Annotated in this window: 16 protein-coding genes, 1 pseudogene and 1 CRISPR repeat array; of the genes and pseudogenes, 6 read left to right on the forward strand and 11 right to left on the reverse strand. The window is 68.8% G+C overall.

Going from position 1 to position 21,490, the window contains the following annotated elements; all coding sequences use genetic code 11:
* The first annotated feature begins 95 nt into the window (after positions 1-95).
* Positions 96-978: direct repeats of the CRISPR family, unit length 32 nt; unit sequence GTCGCGTCCCTCGCGGACGCGTGGATTGAAAC.
* A 107-nt stretch (positions 979-1,085) separates the two neighbouring features.
* A complete protein-coding gene (locus C7389_RS10445) occupies positions 1,086-1,532 on the reverse strand; it encodes a potassium channel family protein (RefSeq protein WP_133591100.1) in 447 nt (148 codons plus the stop codon).
* Positions 1,533-2,043: 511 nt separating this feature from the next.
* Here C7389_RS10445 and C7389_RS10450 point away from each other — a divergent pair.
* The 4 genes and pseudogenes from C7389_RS10450 to C7389_RS10465 all read left to right on the forward strand — a co-directional run.
* Positions 2,044-2,226: pseudogene (locus C7389_RS10450) on the forward strand (KUP/HAK/KT family potassium transporter); the annotation flags it as partial.
* Between the two features lie 124 nt (positions 2,227-2,350).
* Complete coding sequence (locus C7389_RS10455; RefSeq protein WP_133591104.1) at positions 2,351-2,791, forward strand: hypothetical protein; 441 nt, start codon at positions 2,351-2,353, stop codon at positions 2,789-2,791.
* A gap of 77 nt (positions 2,792-2,868) precedes the next feature.
* A complete protein-coding gene (locus C7389_RS10460; protein WP_162851714.1) occupies positions 2,869-3,450 on the forward strand; it encodes a TetR/AcrR family transcriptional regulator in 582 nt (193 codons plus the stop codon).
* A complete protein-coding gene (locus C7389_RS10465) occupies positions 3,447-4,658 on the forward strand; it encodes an MFS transporter (RefSeq protein ID WP_133591108.1) in 1,212 nt (403 codons plus the stop codon). The genes C7389_RS10460 and C7389_RS10465 overlap by 4 nt, the downstream gene beginning before the upstream one ends.
* A 64-nt stretch (positions 4,659-4,722) precedes the next feature.
* Here C7389_RS10465 and C7389_RS10470 read toward each other — a convergent pair whose 3' ends face one another.
* The 10 genes from C7389_RS10470 to C7389_RS10515 form a co-directional block, all read right to left on the reverse strand.
* Positions 4,723-5,571 (reverse strand): coiled-coil domain-containing protein, encoded by an 849-nt coding sequence (locus C7389_RS10470; RefSeq protein WP_133591110.1) that lies wholly within the window; start codon positions 5,569-5,571, stop codon positions 4,723-4,725.
* 41 nt (positions 5,572-5,612) lie between these two features.
* Positions 5,613-7,703, reverse strand: a complete 2,091-nt coding sequence (locus C7389_RS10475; protein WP_133591112.1) for a type IV secretory system conjugative DNA transfer family protein — start codon at positions 7,701-7,703, stop codon at positions 5,613-5,615.
* Between the two features lie 277 nt (positions 7,704-7,980).
* Positions 7,981-8,862 (reverse strand): helix-turn-helix domain-containing protein, encoded by an 882-nt coding sequence (locus tag C7389_RS10480; RefSeq protein WP_133591114.1) that lies wholly within the window; start codon positions 8,860-8,862, stop codon positions 7,981-7,983.
* Positions 8,863-9,476: 614 nt separating this feature from the next.
* Positions 9,477-10,667: an enolase C-terminal domain-like protein gene (locus C7389_RS10485; protein ID WP_246034708.1), complete on the reverse strand. Its 1,191-nt coding sequence runs from the start codon at positions 10,665-10,667 to the stop codon at positions 9,477-9,479.
* On the reverse strand, positions 10,664-11,890 hold the full coding sequence (locus C7389_RS10490) for an alpha-hydroxy acid oxidase (RefSeq protein ID WP_133591116.1): 1,227 nt from the start codon (positions 11,888-11,890) through the stop codon (positions 10,664-10,666). The genes C7389_RS10485 and C7389_RS10490 overlap by 4 nt, the downstream gene beginning before the upstream one ends.
* Positions 11,891-11,956: 66 nt before the next feature.
* Positions 11,957-13,258: a TRAP transporter large permease gene (locus tag C7389_RS10495; RefSeq protein ID WP_133591118.1), complete on the reverse strand. Its 1,302-nt coding sequence runs from the start codon at positions 13,256-13,258 to the stop codon at positions 11,957-11,959.
* Entirely contained in the window at positions 13,248-13,745 is a 498-nt protein-coding gene (locus tag C7389_RS10500) for a TRAP transporter small permease (protein WP_133591120.1), read from the reverse strand. Before C7389_RS10500 ends, C7389_RS10495 begins: the two co-directional genes overlap by 11 nt.
* Positions 13,746-13,760: 15 nt before the next feature.
* Complete coding sequence (locus tag C7389_RS10505) at positions 13,761-14,789, reverse strand: TRAP transporter substrate-binding protein (protein WP_133591122.1); 1,029 nt, start codon at positions 14,787-14,789, stop codon at positions 13,761-13,763.
* Positions 14,790-15,077: 288 nt separating this feature from the next.
* On the reverse strand, positions 15,078-16,607 hold the full coding sequence (locus C7389_RS10510; RefSeq protein WP_246034709.1) for an indolepyruvate oxidoreductase subunit beta family protein: 1,530 nt from the start codon (positions 16,605-16,607) through the stop codon (positions 15,078-15,080).
* Positions 16,604-18,811, reverse strand: coding sequence for a thiamine pyrophosphate-dependent enzyme (locus C7389_RS10515; RefSeq protein ID WP_133591124.1), 2,208 nt, complete (start codon positions 18,809-18,811; stop codon positions 16,604-16,606). The genes C7389_RS10510 and C7389_RS10515 overlap by 4 nt, the downstream gene beginning before the upstream one ends.
* Positions 18,812-18,988: 177 nt before the next feature.
* Between C7389_RS10515 and C7389_RS10520 the strand changes: the two genes are divergently transcribed.
* Both C7389_RS10520 and pobA read left to right on the forward strand, forming a co-directional pair.
* Entirely contained in the window at positions 18,989-19,891 is a 903-nt protein-coding gene (locus C7389_RS10520) for a LysR family transcriptional regulator (protein ID WP_133591126.1), read from the forward strand.
* A 291-nt stretch (positions 19,892-20,182) separates the two neighbouring features.
* Entirely contained in the window at positions 20,183-21,370 is a 1,188-nt protein-coding gene (gene pobA / locus C7389_RS10525; RefSeq protein WP_133591128.1) for a 4-hydroxybenzoate 3-monooxygenase, read from the forward strand.
* Positions 21,371-21,490 lie beyond the last annotated feature (120 nt).

Raw genomic sequence — 21,490 nt, forward strand, 5'->3', positions numbered from 1 at the left:
CCTCAATGTGCTTCGTTTCCAACGATGCCCTCCTTGCGAGCGAGGGGGGCAATTCCTCGTGTCGCTAGGGGGTCAATTTACGATGTCGCCTGACAGTCGCGTCCCTCGCGGACGCGTGGATTGAAACCGTCGTACGCCTCCGCGCCGGCCCCGACCGCCACCGTCGCGTCCCTCGCGGACGCGTGGATTGAAACGTGTTCGGCCGCTCGAAGCCCGCCGCGCCCAGCGGTCGCGTCCCTCGCGGACGCGTGGATTGAAACATGTACGCCTCCTGGCGTGTCAGCCCCTTCGAAGTAGTCGCGTCCCTCGCGGACGCGTGGATTGAAACGTTCTTGATCAGTTGGATTTCGAAATTCCGATGGGGGTCGCGTCCCTCGCGGACGCGTGGATTGAAACTTCGAGAACAGAGGCGAATGATTACTTCGGCTGGGGTCGCGTCCCTCGCGGACGCGTGGATTGAAACCGGCGCAAAGGGCGTCGGTCTCCCCCACGGTGCTGGTCGCATCCCTCGCGGACGCGTGGATTGAAACAGCCCGACCGCATCCGGCCTGAACTGCTTGACCAGGTCGCGTCCCTCGCGGACGCGTGGATTGAAACAGGCCGAGGGGTATGCGCCGCTGATGCGATTCGGTGTCGCGTCCCTCGCGGACGCGTGGATTGAAACGGTGCCGGCGTCGCCCCCGACGGCACGCCCTGGGCGCGTCGCGTCCCTCGCGGACGCGTGGATTGAAACCGGCGCATACAGCTCAATAGGCGCATAGCCGCCCGTCGCGTCCCTCGCGGACGCGTGGATTGAAACACCGTCCCCGACGTCTGCCCTTCCGGACACGACTCGTCGCGTCCCTCGCGGACGCGTGGATTGAAACGGCCTCGAAAGGCCTCAACGACCTCGCGGACGCGTGGATTGAAACCACAGACCGGCCTCGCCCATGAAGAGCGGGTTCATGTCGCGTCCCCCGCTGACGCGCGGATTGAAACCGCTTGATGCGCTCGCGCTCGCGCAAATTGCGCCACGTTCTTCGATGCACAGCTCGCTCCCCGGCCCAGCCGCAGCAGTTCTGCCGGCTTGGCCGGGGAAAGCGGCCTCAGGTTTTGAGAGCCTTCTTGCCGCTCTCCCCCCAGAAGCGCTCCATTGCGATGTAGGTGTAGGAGGCGCTCCATCCGATCAGGAGCAGGCCGTTCAGGGCTTCCACGCCGGCCATCAGGCGCAGGTCTCCCTTGGGCACCACGTCGCCGTAACCCAGTGAGGTGTAGGTTTCGGCGGAGAAATACAGCGAGACGTCGAAAGAGAAACGGCCCGCATCGCCGAGATGGCCGAGTTTTCCGAAGCGGGCCAGCAGGTAGAGCGTGGCGGCGTACAGCAGTATTTCCAGCGTGTGGGCGAGAAAGGCGACGAAGATCACGATGACCAGCCGGGCCCGGGCCCGCACCGGCGCCCTGGACAGGTGGCGGTTCATCAGGCCGAGCACCTCGTAGTGGATGAGGGTGGTTGCCACGAGCAAGCTCAGGCAGGCGAACAGCACCATAGGCATGGCGACACGCTCCGGGAGGGCTGGATCGGCGATGGGTTCCGGCACTCTAGCGCGTTGCGGGGAATGCTGCCCTGAGCATGGAATCTCTTTTCCGCTCATATGCTTGGATTCATTCAGCACGACCTTGAGCGCCTCATGCCCGAAGCTGCCCGAGGCAAACAGCAATCCCACCCGCAAGGGGCCGGGAAGATACGGGACACCGGCTCAGCCGCCTCACAGGAGATGACCGGCCGGGCGGGTGAGGCGGTTCCGTCCATGCCGCGCGGTCCAGGCATGCCGCAGCCAATGAAGGTCATGCGACTGTCAGATCCGCTCCACATTGACTTGGTCGCCCGGCGCCCCTCCCGGCGCAAGATGGCAGGTCACACCGTTTGCCCCCGGCGATCACCGCCCCGCGGGAAGACCTGGGAGATAACCTTCTTCCCACCAAGCAGCAGCGTCGCGGCACACTCCCCGCCAGCATCCCCCGGTCCCCGGGCCGGCGGCATCCGGACGGGATTGCCGCCGGCAGTTCATCCTCCTCACGGGCATGTTCGGCGCAGCGCTCTTCTATGGCGACAGGGTGATCACGCCCGCAATCCCGATAGCCGGCGCGCTGGAAGGGCGGGAAACGATCAACCCGGATTTCGCCGCCTGGATGAGCCCGGTTTCCGTGGCGCCCAAAACCTTGCAGCCACAGGGAACTGGCCATTAATGAGAATTCATCTCATTAAATTTGACCTATTATTGACTATCAGTCATTATCTCTCCACGCATCGGCCCCGGATCGCAAACCGGAGGGCCGGCGAAAAACGACAAACCGCACCGGAGAGAAACCCATGATCCGTCACGATCTTTCCCACTGGCCCCTGGTCATCACCGTCGCTTCCGGGCGAGCCACGCTGGACGACATGCTGGCCTTCACCGCCGAGTGGAACCACTGGCTGGATGAGTGCGATGCCTTCGCCACCTTGCGCATCTTCACCGACGCGGCAGCGCTGGAGCATCCGGAGGGGTCGGCGCAGAACGCGAAGAAGTGGCTGCAGGAGAAGGGGGAGGCGATACGCACCCAGGTGATGGGTATGGCGACGGTGGTACCGCCGGCCGAGTACGAACGCGTACGCAGGATGAACGTGGAGAAGCTGTTCGGCGTTCCGGCTGCAACCTTCCAGGATCTGCCTTCCGCCCTCGCCTGGCTGCAGACGCAGGTGTTCGAGCCGCGCGGACGGACACTGGATGCGGCAGCGGCAAAGGCGGCCGTGGCGGCGCTGGCGCAATGAACGCCATCCGCGAACGAAGGGGGGCGGAGACCGCAGAGGCCGGCGAACGGCGCCCGCCCCGCCGGCCGCGCCGGCGCATGCCGGAAAGCCGCCGCGGCGAGCTGATGGATGCAGCCGAGCGGCTCTTCCTCGCCAAGGGCGTCGCCGCCACCAGCGTGGATGACATCACCACTGCGGCCCAGGTCGCCAAAGGCACCTTCTACGTCTATTTCCCCTCCCGCGACGCCTTGCTGGCGGCGCTGCAGCAGCGCTTCGTCGATGGCTTCTGCCAGCGGGTGGACGCTGCCCTGGCACGCCGCCGCACCAGCGACTGGAACGGCCGCCTGCGCGCCTGGTTCGCTACCGCGCTGGACACCCTGCTCGACCAGTTGGTGCTGCACGACATGTTGTTCCACGAGCTGGGCCACGATCACCGCGACCTCATCCACGACAACCCGGTGGTGACCCAGCTGGCCGCCCTGGTCAGCCAGGGCGTGGCGGCCGGCGTGTGGCACGCGGCAGAGCCGCGGTACATCGCCATCATCATGTTCCACGGCATGCATGGCCTCGCCGACGACCTCGCCGCACAGGCGCAGAGCGGCAACAAGGCCGCCCGCAAGCGGCTGGCCGACACCCTGTTCAACACCTTCTCCAGCGCCATGCGCCCCCTCGTGCCATGAAGACGAACGCGGAAATCCTGCCGCCCTCCCCTGCCTTCAACCCGCGTCCGCTGATGCTCGCCTACATGAGCTGCACCATGGCGATGATGGCCTTCGTCGCCCTCATCGGCCCGATGGCGCGGGTGCTGCACCTGGCCGCCTGGCAGGCCGGTACCGTCGTCACCGTGGGCGGCGTGCTGTGGATGGTGCTGGCGCGCGCCTGGGGCCGCGCCAGCGACAGGCTGGGCCGGCGCCGCGTGCTGCTGATGGGCGTTGGCGGCTTCATGCTGAGCTACTGGGCGATGTGCGGGCTGCTGCTCGCCTCGCTGGAGCTGCTGCCGGCAGCCGCGCTGGTGTTCGCCGGCCTGCTGCTCACCCGCGGCGCGGTCGGCGGCTTCTTCGCCGCCATTCCCTCGGTGGGGCAGGCGCTGGTGGCGGACCATGTGTCGCCCGCCGGCCGCACCGCCGCCCTTGCCGGCCTGGGCGCCGCCAATGCCATTGGGCTGGTGCTCGGCCCGGCGCTGGCGGCGGCGCTGACGCCGATCAGCCTCGGCTTGCCGTTGTATGTGACCGCCGCCCTGCCGCTGCTGGCCTTCGTCGCGCTGTGGCGCGGCCTGCCGCGCAGCGAACATCACCGCGACATGCCCGCCAGCAGCGTGCGCCTCGCCGATCCCAGGCTGCGCCGGCCGATGGCGGTGGCCTTCGCCGCCATGTTCAGCGTCTCGGTGGGTCAGATCTCGGTCGGCTTCTTCGCCATCGACCGCCTGGGCTTGCCGCCCGAACAGGCCGCGCGGGCCGCCGGTCTGGCGCTCACCCTGGTCGGCGTGGGGCTGATCCTCGCGCAGGTGGCCGTCCGCCGGCTGAAGTGGGACAGCCTGAAGCTGATCCGCGTGGGCGCCGCCGTCAGCGGGCTGGGCTTTGGCGCCGTCGCGCTGGCGGACAGCAGCGCGACGCTCGCCGCCTGCTACTTCACCGCCGCCGCCGGCATGGGCTGGGTCTTCCCCGCCTTCGCCGCCCTGGCCTCCAACGCGGTCGGCGCGCACGAACAGGGCGCCACCGCCGGCTCCCTGGGCGCGGCCCAGGGCCTGGGGCTGGTGCTGGGGCCGGTGGTGGGCACCCTGCTCTATGAACTGGGGCCGGGCGTGCCCTACATGTTCATCGGGCTGGTGCTGGTACTGGTGGCTGCGTGGCCGGTGGCAGCGGAGGCGAGCGTTCCGGCTGGCGAATAGCCGGTAGCGGCCTTTCCCTCGATGCCGTCGCGCAGCGCGGCCAGCCTTTCGGCCCTTCCCGCTCTCAGAGTGTGCGCGGGTCCCACTCCTTGCGCTTTCTCTCCTGCTCCTCCAGCAGGCGCTGCCGGTCCTCGGCCAGCTTCGCCTCGAGTTGATCCCGCAACGCCTGGAAGCGCTCCTGCAGTTGCTGACGCAATTCGTCGCGCCGTTCGGGTTCGGTGTTCTGGTGCCGCTGCTCGAAGGTCTGCTCCAGCTTCTGCAGGTTCTGCTCCAATTCCTTGCGTGCGGCGCTGGCCTGCTCCTTTTGCGCCACAGACTCTGCCTGCTCCTTCTCTATCGCGGCGAACACCTCGTTCTCACGCTGGCTCTGCCCGGAAGGCTGGTGCTGGGCAATGGCCTGTTCGAGGCGTTTTTCCTGGCTGATCTCGAGCTTCTCGATGCCGGCCTTGATTGCCTCGATGCCGGCGACCGCGGTCAGCGCAAGGCCCAGGGCCGGGTCAAGCTGGTTGACCGGCGCCTGGTGGACCATGCCGGATTCGTGCTGCACCTCGCGCTTGAACTCCGCCGACGCCGCCAGATAGCGGTCGACGCCAACCTCCTGGGCCTGCGCCTGCTGCTGCTCCCGCACGCGGACCTCCGCCTCCGTCAGCTGTCTCGAGTGTTCCAGCCCCTGCGCCCCAAGCGTCCGGTCGGCCACTTCCTTTGCGATCAGGAGCGCGGTCAGCCGTTCCTCGGTCAGCTTCAGCGCCCCCTGCGCATCGGTTCTCAGGCCGGCGGCTTCCTGCTCCTTCGCCGCGCGGTCTTCGGCAGGTAGCGCGGCGATCCTGGAAGCCAGCTGATCCAGGTCCGTCAGCGCCGCTTCCAGGGCTTCCTTCCGCTTCTGCAATTCCGCGATTTCCTGCTCAAGGCTCATGCCACTCTCCCCACCCGCGACTCACGCAGCCGATGCGGCCCTCACAGGCTGCCCATGCGGCCAGCCACTTCCGGGTTCTGCCAGGCGAAGTCCTTCCTGACCTTCGCCGGCTTGCAACTCGCCGCCATCACGATCTGGTAATCGCGGTAGGCCGGCCCGGCCAGCTCGGCCGCATCCACCAGCCTCTGCCGCGAGCCGTCCATGATGGATTCGCGGTAGCCCAACTGCTCGGAGAGCTTCTCCGCCAGGCCGTCATGCGCGGTGGGGTTCATGAAGATGCGCACCGCGCAGCTGCCCACCATGCCCTCCGCGTTCGGGTAGGCCTTCTCCAGCTGCCCCAGGCTCTGGGCGAACAGCCACAGGCGCAGTCCGTACTGGCGGCCGATCTCGATGGCCTCCTCCACCGGCGGCATGTGCTTCAGGCGCGGCAATTCATCCAGCAGGAACAGGATGGGCGCGGCGCCGCGCGGCGGAAGTTCGCTGCACAACATGCGGATGTGCTGGGCGATGATCACCCGCAGCAGCGAGATGTAGCTGTCCACCTCGCTCGGCTTCAGGCAGATATACACGGTGGGATTGGCGGCCCCGCGCAGGTCCAGCGGACTCCAGTCCGACCGGCTGGTGGCCCTGGCGATACGCTCGCCGCTCCAGGCACTGAGGCTGGATTGCGCTGTCTGCAGCACGCTGTCGCGGGTCTTCTCGTTCATGCCGGCCAGGGAGGTGCCCTGCTGCATCATGCTGCGCACATCCACCGCGGCCTGCAGGCCGAGCACCATTTCGTCCCAGGGCTTGCCGCCGTGGATGATGTCGATGATCTGCGACATCGGCCGGCTCTCCGGCGGATTGGAGTAGGCCACATAGGCCACCGCCGCGGTCAGCACATCGCGCGCCTTGTTCTCCCAGAACGGATCGGCCGCGCCGGAAGGCACGATCATCATGTCGGCGAGGAAGCGCGCATCCTCCCAGATGTAGTCCGACTCCTGGCGGATGAAGGCCAGCGGGTTGTAGAAGTGGCTGTTGGCCGGGTCCAGCGGGCTGAACTTGAACACCGGCCCGACATTCTCGGCGCGCCATTTGCTCGTTCCGGCATAGATCTCGCCCTTCACGTCCAGCACCACCGCCGGGCCATGCCAGTCGAGCAGGTTGGGGAATACATTGCACTGCGTTTTCCCGGATCCGGGGGGCGCCACGGTAATCAGCGAGCCCTCGCCCGAGTAGATCAGCGGCTCGCCGTCCACGGTCCCGATCTTCAGCCCGGGTCGCCCGTTCGGCGCAAAGATCGTATCGGCCAGGGCATCCGGCGACAGCCAGGCATTGCCGCCCTTGAGCCTGGCGCTGGCCTCCTTGATCAGGGGCTGGACGGCAGGGTCGCCCTCCTTGCTCTGCATCACCTTCAGCACGTTGCTCACCACTGCGTCGGCCGAGGCCCCCTCTTTCGACATGAACCAGTTGATGGCGCCGCCGGCATCGCGGATGCCTTTGTCCTCGGCCCACATCGAATAGCTGTAGTGGTCTATGGTCGCTTTCCCATTCCCCCAGATCAGCCCGAACTTCGCCCATCGGTACCACTTCATGTCCTGCTCGCTGGGCGCCCCTTCCACCGCGTTCAGCAGCAGTTCCGTAACGCGCAGCATCTCCCGCTCCCGCGTTTCCATGGCTGCAAGGTGGCGGCTGATATGGAACTCCAGGAAAGACTCGCTTTTCGTTCCATTGGCGCTCTTGTCGGCGAATTCATGCCAGATGGAGATACTCACCGCCCGGTCTTTTCGATCGAACATCTCGTTGATGGCCGCAGTGCGCTGCGCTTGGCTGGCCCCCAACTCCTGAATCCACTTCTCGTGCTCTTTCAGCACCGCTTCCCGCGCCTGCTGCCTTTTCCTTTTCTCCGCGCCGAAATCGATGCGGGAAATGCCATAGGAAATGGCCAGGACGACAAAACCGCTGATGGGCCCGATGAGCACGCCGGCAATGAAGCCCGGCAGCAGCCATTTCCAGCTCTTTTTCGCATAGGAGCCGGCGAACTGCCCAAAACCCTCGCCGCCTCCCGCCTGTTTTCGATAAGCCAGGAAAACAATCAGCGCGAGTCCGCCCAAGAACACCGGCAGCTCGATAAACAGATGCAGTCCGTTCACACAACCCCCTGTCCCGGTTATCCGCTACTGCATTGCGAATGAGAAATGAAGATTCGACCTTGGCGGAAGACGGTTTCCGCCGCTCGCTACAAGGACATCACCCAGGCGTGAAAAGCTGGCGTGCCGGGCCCGACGGTGCGGCGCAGCGCACCGGCCGCACCTATTTCGGATCGGGTAATCCTATGCCGAGGGATTTTTGCTGTAAAGATTTGTCGCAATGGGAAAATCGATGCGTCGCCCTGGCCAATTCGGCCCAGACAAAAGTGCCGTCGACCCCTCAGCCGCTTCGCCCCTGCGCCTGCCGGAAAGCCGAGGGCGACATGCCCTGCATGCGGGTGAAGAAACGGGAGAAGTAAGCCGGGTCGCGGAAGCCCAACGCGTAGCCGATGCCGGTGACGTCGAGATCGGAATAGGCGAGCAGGCGGCGGGCCTCGAGCAGCAGGCGCTCGTGGATCATGTGCTGGGCGCTGAGGCCGGCCTCGCGGCGGCAGCTGTTGTTGAGCTGGGCGGTGGAGACGCCCAGGCGGTTGGCGTAGAAGGCGAGCGGCTGCCAGTCGCGGAAGTGGCGTTCGATCAACTCGCTGAAGCGCGTCACCCGCTGGCGGATGCGGTCGCCGCCGGTTTCGGCGGCGCTCAGGCCGCCGCTGCGCAGCAGGCGCACCAGGGCGAGGCCGATGATGGCCTTGAGCACGCTGACCCGACCGGCCTCGCGGCCGCTGTATTCGCGGGCGAATTCCTCGAAGTGCAGGCGCATCAGGTCGAAGGTGGCGGCTTCCTCCGCCAGCGGCAGGTAGTGCAGCAGGCCGAGAGCCTGGCGCAGCTCCGGCGACAGCGCCAGCAACTCATCCACCAGCGGCTGCGGCAGGGTGACGATCTGGCCGACGATGTCCGGCGAGAAGCGAAAGCCATGCACCCGCTGCGGCGGCACCATCAGCAGGCAGGGCGTCTGCAGCGCCACCCGCCGCGTCTCGAAGCTGATCTCGGCCGCGCCGCTCTGCAGGAAAACGACGTGCAGCAGGTTGTCGTGGCTGTGCGGCGTGATTTCCCAATTGTACAGGGCGCTGCGCGCGGCGATGGTCTCGTGGTGCAGCGGCTCCGGCGTCTGCCACAGCTGCTTTTCGCCAAAAAGCTTGTAAGTCGGGACGGTAGGCTGGCTCATGCGGATTCCGGTTCCTGGCGCGGGAAGCGCGGGCGGGAAATGGAATTTAGCAAAAGTGCAAGCAGATCGACGAGCTCTCCCCGGCTGAAGCCGAGCGCCTTGGCCCGCAGGATGCGCTTCGGGCTTCGGGCGTGAGCAGACGCTATTGCCGCGCCGCCGCGGGACGGCCTTCAAGGAAAAAACCGCCCGCGGCGCCGGCAGAGCACCGCGGACGGCAAGGGGCCGGACGCCTATTCAGGGAGGAGACAACACGGCATCCGGCCGGGAAATAGGGTTGGTTCAGGGGCGCTCGAGCCTCGGTACGGTTCAGGTGACCCGCCTGAGCTGCAAGCCGCGGCGGTGTCTCCCCCCTGGCGGGGGAAGGCCGGGGAGAGGGGGACGCCCCGGTCGGGGCGGCTGCGTTTCAGGTCGGCGCGCGCTGCCCCTCTCTCCCGGCCCCCGCTCCGCGCCCCGGCCCTGTGGCCTGCAGGCCGCAGGGCGCTCCGGCGGGCGAAGCAATGCTTCGTTTTTTCCGCCTGCGCCCCGCGAGGGGCGAGGGGAGAAAACCGCTCCTGCTTGGCGGTCTGGATTGATCTGAAGCGCGGTATCCCGTTCATCGCAGCCAGCGATCGCGCTCACGCCAGGTATCGGGCCACCGCCTCCTCGTTCCATTCAACGCCACTCCCCGGCGCTTCCCCCGGCAGCGCCATGCCGTCGCGGAAGGCCAGCGGGCGGGCGAGGATGGGGGCGGCCAGGTCCATGCGCTCCAGCCAGTGCGCCGTCGGCGTGACTGCCAGCAGGTGCGCGCTCACCTCCTGGAAGATGTGGCTGGAGACCGGCAGGCCGTGGCGTTCGGCGAGCGCGGCGGCTTTCAGCCAGCCGGTGACGCCGCCTATCTTCATTGCGTCCGGCATGGCGAGGTCGCAGGCGCCGGCTTCCAGCGCGCCCTGCATTTCCTCCACGCCGCACCAGTTCTCGCCCATCTGGATGGGCAGTTCGGCGGCGGCGCGCAGGCGGGCGTGGCCGGCGTAGTCCTCCTGCAGGGTGGGCTCTTCCACCCAGGCGGGGTCGAACTCGCGCAGGGCGCGCAGGCGCCGCGCCGCTTCCGGCAGGCTGAGGGACTGGTTGTAATCCACCATCAGCTGCACGCCGTCGCCGATGTGCTGGCGCAGGGCGCCGACGATGCGGCAGTCCTCCGCCAGCGTGGCGTAGCCGATCTTGGTCTTGATGGCGCGGAAGCCGGCATCCAGCGCCCGCGCCGCCCGCTCCAGGGCCAGCGCTTCGCCGTCCATGCTGTGGCTGTCGTAGGCCGGCAGCGGCCGCGGGCGGCCGCCCAGCAGCGTGGCCAGCGGCAGGCGCTGCAGGCGGGCGAGCGCATCCCACAGCGCCATGTCCAGCCCGGCGCAGGCCATGCCGGCGATGCCGCCGCGGCCGAGCAGGCGCAGGCGGCCGGCGAGGTGGCGGTCGATGTCGAAGGGCGCCGCCGGCCGGCCGCAGAGGGCCTCGCCCAGGGCTTGCACCATGGCGCGGGTGCTGGCCAGCGCCAGCGGGGTGTAGGTGAACAGGTAGGCGTGGCCGGTGACCTCGCCCACCTGCAGGTCGATCAGCACCAGCGGCGCGGTGGCGACCACGCCGACGCCGGTGCGCACCGCGTATTCCAGCGGCACGTTGACCGCGCGGGCGCGGATCCCGGTGATACGGCGCTCGTCGGCGGCGGCCAGGGCGTGGGTTTGGGCCTGGGCGAAGCCATGGCTTGCCGCCTGCACCACGGGCAACCTCGTTTCATGCGCCCGCCCGCTGGCGGGCGGCGTCGTGTCCATCTTCATGTCTGCAGCGCCCCCTGGTTTTTCCTATGGATGACGACATCCTCAGCGGCCTGCTCACGCGTGCCCTGCCCTGCCGCGCCCACCGGCCAACGTTCGGCCAGCCCATGCACCATGCCCCGCTCCAGCGCCGCTACCCGGCTTGCCCCGCACAGCACCAGGGCCCGCTCCAGTTCGGTGGCGATGAGTTGCAGCACCGCGCCGGCGCCGGCTTCACCATCCACCGCCAGGCCGTAGAGCAGCGGCCGGCCGAGGAAGACGGCGCGGGCGCCCAGGGCCAGCGCCTTGGCGATGTCGGCGCCGCTGCGGAAGCCGCTGTCCACGAACACCGGAATGCGGCCTTCCACCGCGTCCGCCACGCCGGGCAGCGCGGCGATGGCCGACAGCGCCACGTCCAGCTGGCGGCCGCCGTGGTTGGAGACGATCAGGCCATCCACGCCGCGGCGCAGCGCCTCGCGGGCGTCGGCCGGGTGCAGCACGCCCTTGAGCAGCAGCGGGCCGTCCCACTGGCGGCGCAGCCAGGCGAGGCCATCCCAGTCCAGCGCGCGGTCCAGTTCGCGGCTGAGCAGCGCGGCCTGCAGCTGCAAGGTGTCGGCGCCCTCCTCTTCCGCCAGGTTGACGAAGCCGGGCATGCCGGCGCGCAGGAAGCGCAGCAGCCAGCGCGGATGCAGGGCGATGTCGGCCAGCGTGGCCAGCGGCGGCCGGAAGGGCAGGCGGAAGCCGTTGCGCACGTCGCGCTCGCGGTAGCCGCTCAGCGGCACGTCCACCGTCAGCACCAGCGCCTGGTAGCCGGCGGCGCGGGCACGGCGCAGTAGCTGGCTGGCGATGGCGCGGTCGCGCATCACGTAGAGCTGCAGCCAGTGGATGCCGCCGGGCGTGGCGACCCGCTCCAGCCGTTCGTTGGAGGCGGTGGACAGCACGAAGGGCACACCGGCCGCCGCCGCGGCGCGCGCCAGCATGCCGTCGCCGCCGGCGCGACCAAGGCCGTTGAAGCCCATGGGCGCGATGCCGAAGGGCTGGCGCCAGCGCTGGCCGAAAACCTCGATGCCGCAATCCACCGCCGAGGTGTCGCGCAGCACCCGCGGCATCAGCGCCAGGCGGTCGAGATCGGCACGGTTGCGGTTGAGGCAGTCGCCGCGCTCGGCGGCGCCGTCGATGTAGTCGAAGACGAAGCGCGGCAGCACCCGCCGCGCGGCGCGGCGGTAGTCCTCCACATTGAGTTTCATCGGCACCTCAGGCGAGTCCGGTAAGCCGGTTCAGCCGGCGGACGGCTTGCGCCGCCCGCCGGCCGTTCAGGCAAGGTGATGCGGCAACCACAGCGACAGCACCGGGAAGATGCACAGCACCACCAGGCGGACGATGTCCACCGCGACGAAGGGCGCGATGCCGCGGTAGATCTTGCCGAGCGGGATGTCGCGGGCGATGGAGTTGATGACGAAGACGTTGATGCCCACCGGCGGCGTGATCATGCCGAAGGTCACCGCCATCACCGTGATCACCCCGAACCACACCGGGTCGAAGCCCAGCTCCACCATCGCCGGGAAGACGATGGGCACGGTGAGCAGGATCATCGCCAGCTCGTCCATCACCGCGCCGAGCAGGAAGTAGCCCACCAGCACCACCGCCAGCACGCCGTAGGCGCCTATCGGCAGGTGCACCAGGAAATCCACCGCGTTCTGGGTGAACTGGGTGATGGTGAGGAAGTAGCCGAACAGGTAGGCGCCGACCACGATCATCATGATGGACGAGGAGATGCGCAGCGCATCGATCAGCGAGGCGCGGATCAGCTTCCAGTTCAGCCGCCGCCGCGCCAGGCCGATCAGCAGCGTGCCTATCGCCCCCATGCCTGCGCCCTCCTGCACGGTGAACCAGCCGCCGTAGATGCCGCCCAGCACCATCATGAACAGCAACGCCACCGGCCACAGGCCCACCGAGCTGCGCAGGCGCGCGCCCCAGCCGTGGCGCTCGCCCACCGGCACGCTGGCCGGATTGCGCCAGGCCATGAACTGCACCAGTGCAAAGTAGAACAGCACGCCGAGCAGGCCGGGCACCACACCGGCGGCGAACAGCTGGGTGATGTCGGTGTCGGTCATGATCCCGTACAGCACGAAGATGACCGAAGGCGGAATCATGATGCCCAGGGTGCCGCCAGCCGCCACCAGCCCGGCGGAGAAACCGGGCGCGTAGCCGGCCTTGCGCATCTCCGGCAGCGCCACCTGGGTCATGGTGGCCGCCGTCGCCACCGAGGAGCCGTTCACCGCGGCGAAGCCGCCGCAGGCGGCGATGGAGGCATAGGCCAGACCGCCGCGGCGGTGGCCGAACCACATGCGGCCGGACTCGAACAGCTCCCGGCTCATGCCCGAGTTGGCGGCGAAGGCGCCCATCAGGATGAACATCGGGATCACCGCCAGGTCGTAGTCCGTCACCACCGACAGCGGCACGTTGGCGAACAGGTTGAGCGCCGGGCCGGTGCCGGCGAGCAGGCCGAAGCCAAGCACGCCGGTCGCGCCCATCGCCACGCCGATGGGCACGCGCAGCAGCATCAGCGCGAACATCAGCACGAAGCCGCCGAGGGCTACCAAGTCACGATCCATGGCCGGCCTCCGCAGCTTCGCAGCCTTCCTCCAGCTTGCGGCCACCCAGCGCCTCCAGCGCGCGCCAGATGGCGAACACTGCCGCCGCGGTGGCACCCGCCGCCGCCACCGTCTGGAACCAGGACAAGGGCAGGCGCAGGTCGGAGGTAGCCTGGCCGCCCAGGCCACCCACCTTCACCCACACCATCCAGGCCACGGGCGCGAAGTAGGCGGCGCACAGCACCGCCACCAGCGCGCCCAGCCAGCGCCGGCCGCGCGGCCCCAGCTGTTCCCAGACCAGGTCCACGCAGATGTGGCTGCCGTGCCAGGTGGCGAGCGCGATGCCCCAGAACAGCGCGATGCCGAGCAGCATGCGCGAGCCGTCGAACCAGTCCGGCAGGGTGAAGCCGAACAACTCGCGCGAGGCCACGTTGGCGGCGGTGAGCAAGGCGATGAGCAGCAGGAAGACGGCCGCCACCGTCTCCGTCAGCGAGAGCAGGCGTTTCATGGGTACACGCTCCGCTCAGTAGGCCACGTTGCGCTTGGCCAGCTCCTGGCGGTACTCCTCCAGCACCTTGGCCGGCTCCGGCCCGCCCGCCGGCATCGCCTTCGCCCACATGTCATAGACCGGCGCCACCGCCTTCTTCCACTTCTCCAGGTGGGCTTCGTCTATGGACACGATGGTCTGGCCCTTCATCGCCGCCAGCTTCTCGCGGCCGGAATCCTCCTCGCCGCCCCAGGCCTCGCCCACCCGCGCCGCCCAGCTGTTGTTGCAGTGGTCGTCGATGACCTGGCGCTGCTTGTCGGAGAGCTTGCCGTACCAGGCCTTGTTCATCACCCAGACGAAGGAGGCGTTGTACAGCCGCATGTCGGAGTGGAAGGTGGCCGCCTTGTGCACGTTGAACACGATGAGCGAGTTCCACGGGAAGGTGATGGCATCCGCCACGCCCTTTTCCAGCGCGTCGCGCGATTCCGGCGCCGACACCTGCACATTGCTGCCGCCCAGCAGCGTCACCATCTGCGCCACCGTGCCGTTGGCCGGGCGCACCTTCATGCCGCGGATCTGCTCCGGATCGGTGATGGCCGCCTTGGAGTGCAGGGTGCCGATGTGCATGTGGGCGAAGCACAGCTTGACGTCGGCCATCTCGCGCTCGGCGTACTTGCGGTACCAGGCATCCAGCGCGGCCGAGCCGGGGCCGGGGTCGCGCGCCATGAAGGGCAGCTCGCTGGCGGCGAACACCGGGAAGCGGCCGGCCTGGTAGCCGGGGCTGACCCAGCTCATGTCGGCGATGCCGTCGCGCGCCATGTCGTAGTGGTCCGCCGCCTTGCCCAGTTGCTGGGCGGGGAACATCAGCACCTTGATGCTGCCGCCGGAGGCTTCCTCCACCGACTTGGCCCACGGCGCGAAGCCGGTCTTCACCAGCGCATGCTGCGCCGGCATCCAGTGCGCCAGGCGCAGCTCCACGTTCTTCTCCTGCGCCGCGGCCGGGCTGGCGCCCAGGGTGACGAAGGCGGCGCCGAGCACGGCGGCCAGCGTGGTCTTCAGCCGCATCCCACCCGCTCCCGTTCGGGCCGAGCCTGTCGAAGCCCGTTTCCCCGCCATGCTCCCGGACGGCCTGGCCGGTGGTGACGGTTGCCGCTCAAGCGCCACTGCGTTGGCGTTGGCGCTACAGGTTTCTTCCTGCTTGATTGCCTCGTTCATTTTCGTCTCCTCCATTGTGGTTTTATGTGCTGCGGGTAGTGCGGTGATGCGGTGCTGCGGTGTTGCGGTGCTGCGGGCCGCCTGCCGACGGCACTGGTTTTCAGAATTCCTGAAGTCGCGGCTCACGAAGTCCCTGCCTCATGAGGTCAGCGCGTCCTCCTCCTGCCGGCGGCGCACCAGCCGCACCGGCACCGGCCGCGCCGCCGGTTCCGGCAGGCTGAGGCTGCGCGACAGCGCCAGCCCGGCGGGATCGGCCAGCGCGGCTTCGCGGGCGGCGCGCAGCGTGGCGGCGTCGGCGCCCTGCTCCGCCGCGTCCAGGATCAGGCCCAGGCTGCGGCGGCCGCGGGCGGCGGTGTCGCCATAGCCCTTGATGAGGTTGCCGCAGCGCGCCAGCTCCAGCGCCGCCGCCGGTTCGTCCGCCAGCCGGGCGGTGATCGCCGCCAGCCAGCGCCGCATGGCGGCCTGCTCGGTGGCGTAGCGGGCGCTGCGCGGGCGCCAGCGCTTGAAGCCGCGCAGCAGGCACAGCGCAGCGAAGCCGGCGACGGTGTCGCTGCGCAGGCGCAGGGCGAAACCGCGCCGCTGCGATCCGGCCCGGCGCTCCAGCCACTGCGCCAGCCGCGGTGGCAGCAACGAACAGAGTTCCTCCATGCCCGGCTTCAGGTATTCGGTCACGCGCAGCACCTCGCCCGGCTTGGCGCCGACCTCGCGCCGCAGCCGCTGCAGGCGCTCGCCGCGGGTCTTCAGTTCCGCCACCCGCACCACGTCCTCATAGCCCATCCACAGGGCGAGGAAGCGCGCCACCTCGGCGCCCACCGCACCGGCGCCGCCGGCCTCGCGCTCGCGGGCGCACACCTGGGTGAGCTGCTCCAGGTAGCGGCGGGCGTAGGCGGCATCCTGGTAATCGACAAGCTGGGCCCAGCCCTCGGCGGCCAGCGGGCGCACCGGCGGCGGCAGCGCGGCCAGCGCCGCGTTCACCTCGGCGGGCAGCGGCAGCGCCTGCGCGGCGGCGGCCTCGCGCTCTTCGGCGGCGGCCTGGCTGCGGGCGGCGGCGCGCTCGTAGCCGGCGGCGAAGCCGCGCAGGCTGGCCTCCACCGCCTTGCCGGAACGGCGTATCGCCGCCTCGCAGGCCTCGCGCGGGAATGGCAGCCGGCCGGAGCCGACCATGGCGCCGAACAGCACGGTGTTGATGATGGTGCCCTGGCGCCAGGCGATGTCGCGCATGTCGAAGGCGATGACCTCGCGGGCGAGCTCGCGGGCGGCGTCGAACACCCGCTCGCCGTCGTAGCGGCCATCGCCCATCTGCATCTTCTCCGCCACCGCGTATTCCCGGTGGGTGGAGAACACCAGCGTGGTGCGCGCCGGATCGGCCAGGCCGTTCTGCAGCACCCGGCCGGCTTCGACCAGTTCGGAGGCGGCCACCAGGTCCACATCGCCCGGCCCCGGCGTCAGTGCCAGCACCGGCTGCTGGCCGCCGAGCGCGGCGCGCGGCTGCGGATACACCTCCAGGTAGTAGGTGGTGGCGCCGGTGCGCTGGGCCACGCCCGGCACCGAGGTGCTCTGCACCGGGAAATCGAGCGCGGTGGCGACGTCGATGATCCAGTCGGACAGCACGCCGCCGCCCTCGCCACCCAGCGCGGCGACGAGTATGGAAACCGGTTTCTGCATCATTGGAAGGCTCCGGCAGGCTGGGAAAGCGGACGGGCACGGCCAGCGAGCACGCCGATGGCGGCCTGGCGCAGGCGGTAGAGCGCGCGCTCCCACCAGCGCGGGTTGGCGACGATGTCCACCTTGTAGAAGGAGGGGCAGAGGGTGCCGGCATGCGCCGCCGCGCCGCACAGGCCGCAGCCGACGCAGCCCTGGTTCACCGTGGCCACCGGGTCGATGCGCAGCGGGTTGGGGTTGGGCTTGATGGTGAGCGAGGGACAGCCGGACAGGCGCACGCAGGCGTGGTCGCCGGTGCATACGCCGTCATCCACCGCGAAGCGGGTGCGCTGCACGCGCTGGCCGGCCTGCAGCCGGCGGGCGTTCAGCGGCTTCAGCTTGCGCTGGCGTTCGAGTTGGCACTCGCCGTCGGCGATCACCACCTTGAGGCCGCCTTCCAGCGTGCTCACCGCCTCTTCCAGCGTGCGCAGCATGGTGCCGACCTCGTAGCTGGGCACCTTGCGCACCCAGGACACGCCGACGCCGCGCAGCGCCGCCTCGATGTCCAGCGCCGCCTCCTTGCCGCCGTCCGCCTCCCGCACCGAGGAGGGAATCGCCTGGGTGCCGGTGGCCGAGGTGTAGCCGTTCTTCAGGATCACCAGCACCGAGTCGTGGCGGTTGTACACCGCGTTCACCACGCCGGAGGTGAAGCCGTTATGCCAGAAGCCGCCGTCGCCCATGATGCTGACCACCCGCGTGTCCATCATCGGCGCCACGCCGGAGGAACTGGCGAGACCGAGGCCGTAGCCGAGCACGGTGCTGCCGATGTTGAAGGGCGGCAGCGTGCCGAAGGTGTGACAGCCGATATCGGCGCTGACGTGCAGCGGCCCGGTGCGCGCCTGCAGCAGCTTGAGCGCGGCGAATACCGGCCGCTCCGGACAGCCGACGCAGAAGCCCGGCGGCCGCGCCGGCACCGGCGCCCCCAGCGCGGCGGCGGCCTGGGCGCGCAGCCTGCCGAGGCGGCTTGCGTCCTCCACCCGTTCGGCCACCGCCTGCGCCAGCGGCGCCTGTGCCGCCGGCGCGGCGGCCACCGGATGGCGGGCGAAGAAGGCGGCCATGCCCTTCAGCAGCACCTCGCCGTTGTATTCGCCGGCGCGGGCGAAGGCCTCGCCGCCGTCGAGTTCCGTCGCCAGCCCGGCCTTGCGCAGGATGGCGGCCAGCGCTTCCTCGATGTATTTCGGCTGGCCCTCTTCCACCAGCAGCACCGCCTGCTTGTCGCGGCAGAAGTCCGCCACCTCGTCCGGCACCAGCGGATAGACCACGTTGAGCACGTAGATGGGCAGCGGGCTGCGGCCGAAGGCATCCGCCAGGCCAAGCTGCTGCAGCGCGCGGATCATGCCGTTGTAGAGGCCCCCCTGAACGATGATGCCCAGCCCTCGCGCACCCTCCGCGCCCTCGCCCTGGCCGTCGAAACGCTCGTTCAGCCCGGCCTCGCGGATGAAACGCTGCGCCGCCGGCCAGCGCTCCTCCACCTTGTGCCGCTCCTGGGCGTGGATGGACGGCGGCAGGCAGATGCGGCCGTAGTCGAACTCCGCCTTCTCCAGCGCTTGCCGGCGAGAGTAGCGCGGCGGCCGGTTGTCGCTGCAGGTGAAGCTGCCATGCACATGACAGGCGCGGATGCGTAGCTGCAGCAGCACTGGCGTGGAAGAGGCCTCCGACAGATCGAAGCTGCGCTCCACCGCGGCGACGATGGAGGGCAGGTTGGGCCGCGGATCCAGCAGCCACATCTGCGACTTCATGGCGAAGGCGTGGGTGCGCTCCTGGATGATGCTGGAGCCCTCGCCGTAGTCCTCGCCGAGGATGACCACCGCGCCGCCCTTGACGCCGGCGGAGGCGAGATTGGAAAGCGCGTCCGAGGCGACATTGGTGCCGACGGTGGATTTCCATGTCACCGCGCCGCGCAGCGGGTAGTTGATGGAGGCGCCCAGCATGGCCGCCGCGCCCGCCTCGGAAGCGCTGTTCTCGAAATAGATGCCGAGATCGTCCAGCACCTCGCGGGCATCGCCGAGCACGTCTATCAGGTGGGAAACCGGCGCGCCCTGGTAGCCGCCGATGTAGCTGACGCCCGACTGCAGCAGCGCCTTGGTCACCGCGAGTATGCCCTCGCCGTGGAACACCTCGCCCTCGCCCAGGGTCAGCTTGGCGACCTCGGCGGCAAAGGAACGCTCCATGTCTCTCTCCTTTTGCTTTTGTCCGGCGTCCTGCCCGCTGCACCGCCACGGCTGGCGTGGCTTTGCGGCTGCGGCGCCGATGTTGTGGAGCTAAGACTAACGGCCAGTTCGCATCGAACCAACGCATCGAATGTATGTTACAAATCGACGCCATCTATTCGATGAACGAGGCTGGCGATGGAGCAGTTCGATCTCAATCTGGTGCGCATATTCACCACCTTGTACGAGACCGGCAGCGCCACCCTGGCCGCCGAGCGGCTGGAGCTGACGCAGCCCACGGTGAGCTACCGCCTTGCCCGCCTGCGCGAGGTGTTCTCCGACCCGCTGTTCGTGCGCGACCAGCGCAGCCTCAAGCCCACGCCGCGCGCCGAGGCGCTGTACCGCAAGTTCCGCGAGGCGCTGGCGACCATAGGCGAGGCGGTGGAGGAAACTCACCGCTTCGATCCCCTCACCGCCCGCCGCACCTTCAACCTGGCGATGTCGGACATCGGCAGCATGTACTTCCTGCCGCCGCTGGAAGCCGAGTTGCGCCGCCGCGCACCGGAGATCGCGCTGGAAGTGCGGCAGGTGCCGGTGCCTGAGATCGTCGAGCAGCTGGCCGCCTCCAAGATAGACGCCGCGCTGGGCAACCTCCCCACCCTGCGCGGCCACACCCGCAGCGTGCCGCTGTTCCGCGAGCACTACGTCTGCCTTGTCGGCCGCGCCCACGCCGAACGCCTGGGCGGCCGCATGCCGCTGGAGACCTTCCGCGACGCCCGCCACATCGTCGTTTCCTCCAGCTACTCCGGCCACCAGCTGGCCGAGGACGCGCTGGCCGACCAGGGCATCACCCGCCGCATCGCCCTGCGCACGCCCTATTACAGCTCGCTGCCACTGCTGATCGCGCAGAGCGATCTGGTGGCCCTGCTGCCCTCTCGCGTCGCCGCCACCTTCGCCGCCCAGTGCGCAGTGGTGCCGCTGCCGGTGCCCGCCCAGCTGCCCGGCTTCGAGGTGAAACTGCACTGGCACCCGCGGCATGAATCCAACCCGGCGCTGAACTGGCTGTTCGGCCGCATCGAGGCGGTGCTGGGCGCCTTGTAAGCCTGACGCCTATGTCGCCAGCATGGCGCCGGGCTAGACTTGCCGATCGTACATGGCTTTGCATCGCCCCGACCTTGCTCCGGCACCGGCCGAGACCCGCCAAACTCCAGAAAATCACAGGATTGATGGCGAACGCCCCCTTTTCCATGCTGCATCGCGCCAATCCAACGCCGTTGGCTCGACTTGCGAAAAGTACAAGCATTCACCCCACCGCGTTCAAGCGCCTGCCCGCTCCGCCTCCTATAGTTGAGTCGTCTATAAGACAGCATTAATCCAACGGAGAGAGAGACCATGCGCACCCAAGTCGGCATCATCGGCGGCGGCCCGTCCGGGCTTTGCCTTGCCCGCCTGCTCAGCCTGAGCGGCATCAAGAGCGTCATCCTCGAGCGTCAGACCCGCGACTACGTCGAAGCCCGCATCCGCGCCGGCATCCTGGAGCAAGGCATGGTGGACCTGATGCGCCGCGCCAAGGTCAGCGACCGCCTGGACAAGGAAGGCCTGGTGCACGACGGCATCGTGCTCGCCTTCGACGGCCGCGAAGAACGGGTGGACATGGCCTCCCTCACCGGCGGCAAGCGCGTCACCGTGTACGGCCAGACCGAGCTCACCAAGGATCTCTACGACGCGGTGCTGGAAGACGAAAACGTCACCGTGATCTTCTCCGCCGGCGAAGTCGAACCCACCGGCTACCTCGAAGGCTCGCCCAAGCTCAGCTACACCAAGGACGGCAAGCGCACCACGGTGGAGTGCGACTACATCGCCGGCTGCGACGGCTACCACGGCGTGTCCCGCGCCTCGGTGCCGCGCGGCATGATCCGCGAGTTCGAGCGCGTCTATCCCTTCGGCTGGCTGGGCCTGCTGGCGGACACCCCGCCGGTGCACGAAGAACTCATCTACGCCAACCACGAGCGCGGCTTCGCCCTCTGCTCCCAACGCTCCCACACCCGCAGCCGCTACTACGTGCAGGTGGGCCTGGACGAGAAGATCGAAGACTGGTCCGACGACCGCTTCTGGGACGAAATCCGCGCCCGCCTGCCGGCCCACATCGCCGAACGCATGGTCACCGGCCCCTCCCTGGAAAAGAGCATCGCCCCGCTGCGGAGCTTCGTCGCCGAACCGCTGCGCTTCGGCACCCTCTTCCTCGTCGGCGACGCCGGCCACATCGTCCCGCCCACCGGCGCCAAGGGCCTGAACCTCGCCGCGTCCGACATGTACTACCTCTCCACCGCGCTGATCGCCTACTACAACGAAGGCCGCAGCGACCTGCTGGACCGCTACTCCGAAGTCGCCCTGCGCCGCGTCTGGGCCGCCGTGCGCTTCTCCTGGTGGTTCACCTCCATCACCCACAAGTTCGGCGGCGACCCCATAGAACGCAAGATCCAGGTCGCCGAACTGGACTACCTGATGGGCTCCACCGCCGGCAAGACGACCATTGCGGAGAACTACGTCGGACTGCCGTTCGATCCGAGCTTCAAGTAAGCCAGGGCCGGCTCGCCGGCTGGTGGAAATGAAAGGGGCGCGTCCGCAAGGACGCGCCCTTTTTTTGCGCTGCCTTCTTGGCTGGAGTCAGCTCAGTTGCAACCCGTTGGTGCTTGAACG

The organism is Azoarcus indigens (genome assembly GCF_004361735.1).
Classification (GTDB): domain Bacteria; phylum Pseudomonadota; class Gammaproteobacteria; order Burkholderiales; family Rhodocyclaceae; genus Azoarcus; species Azoarcus indigens.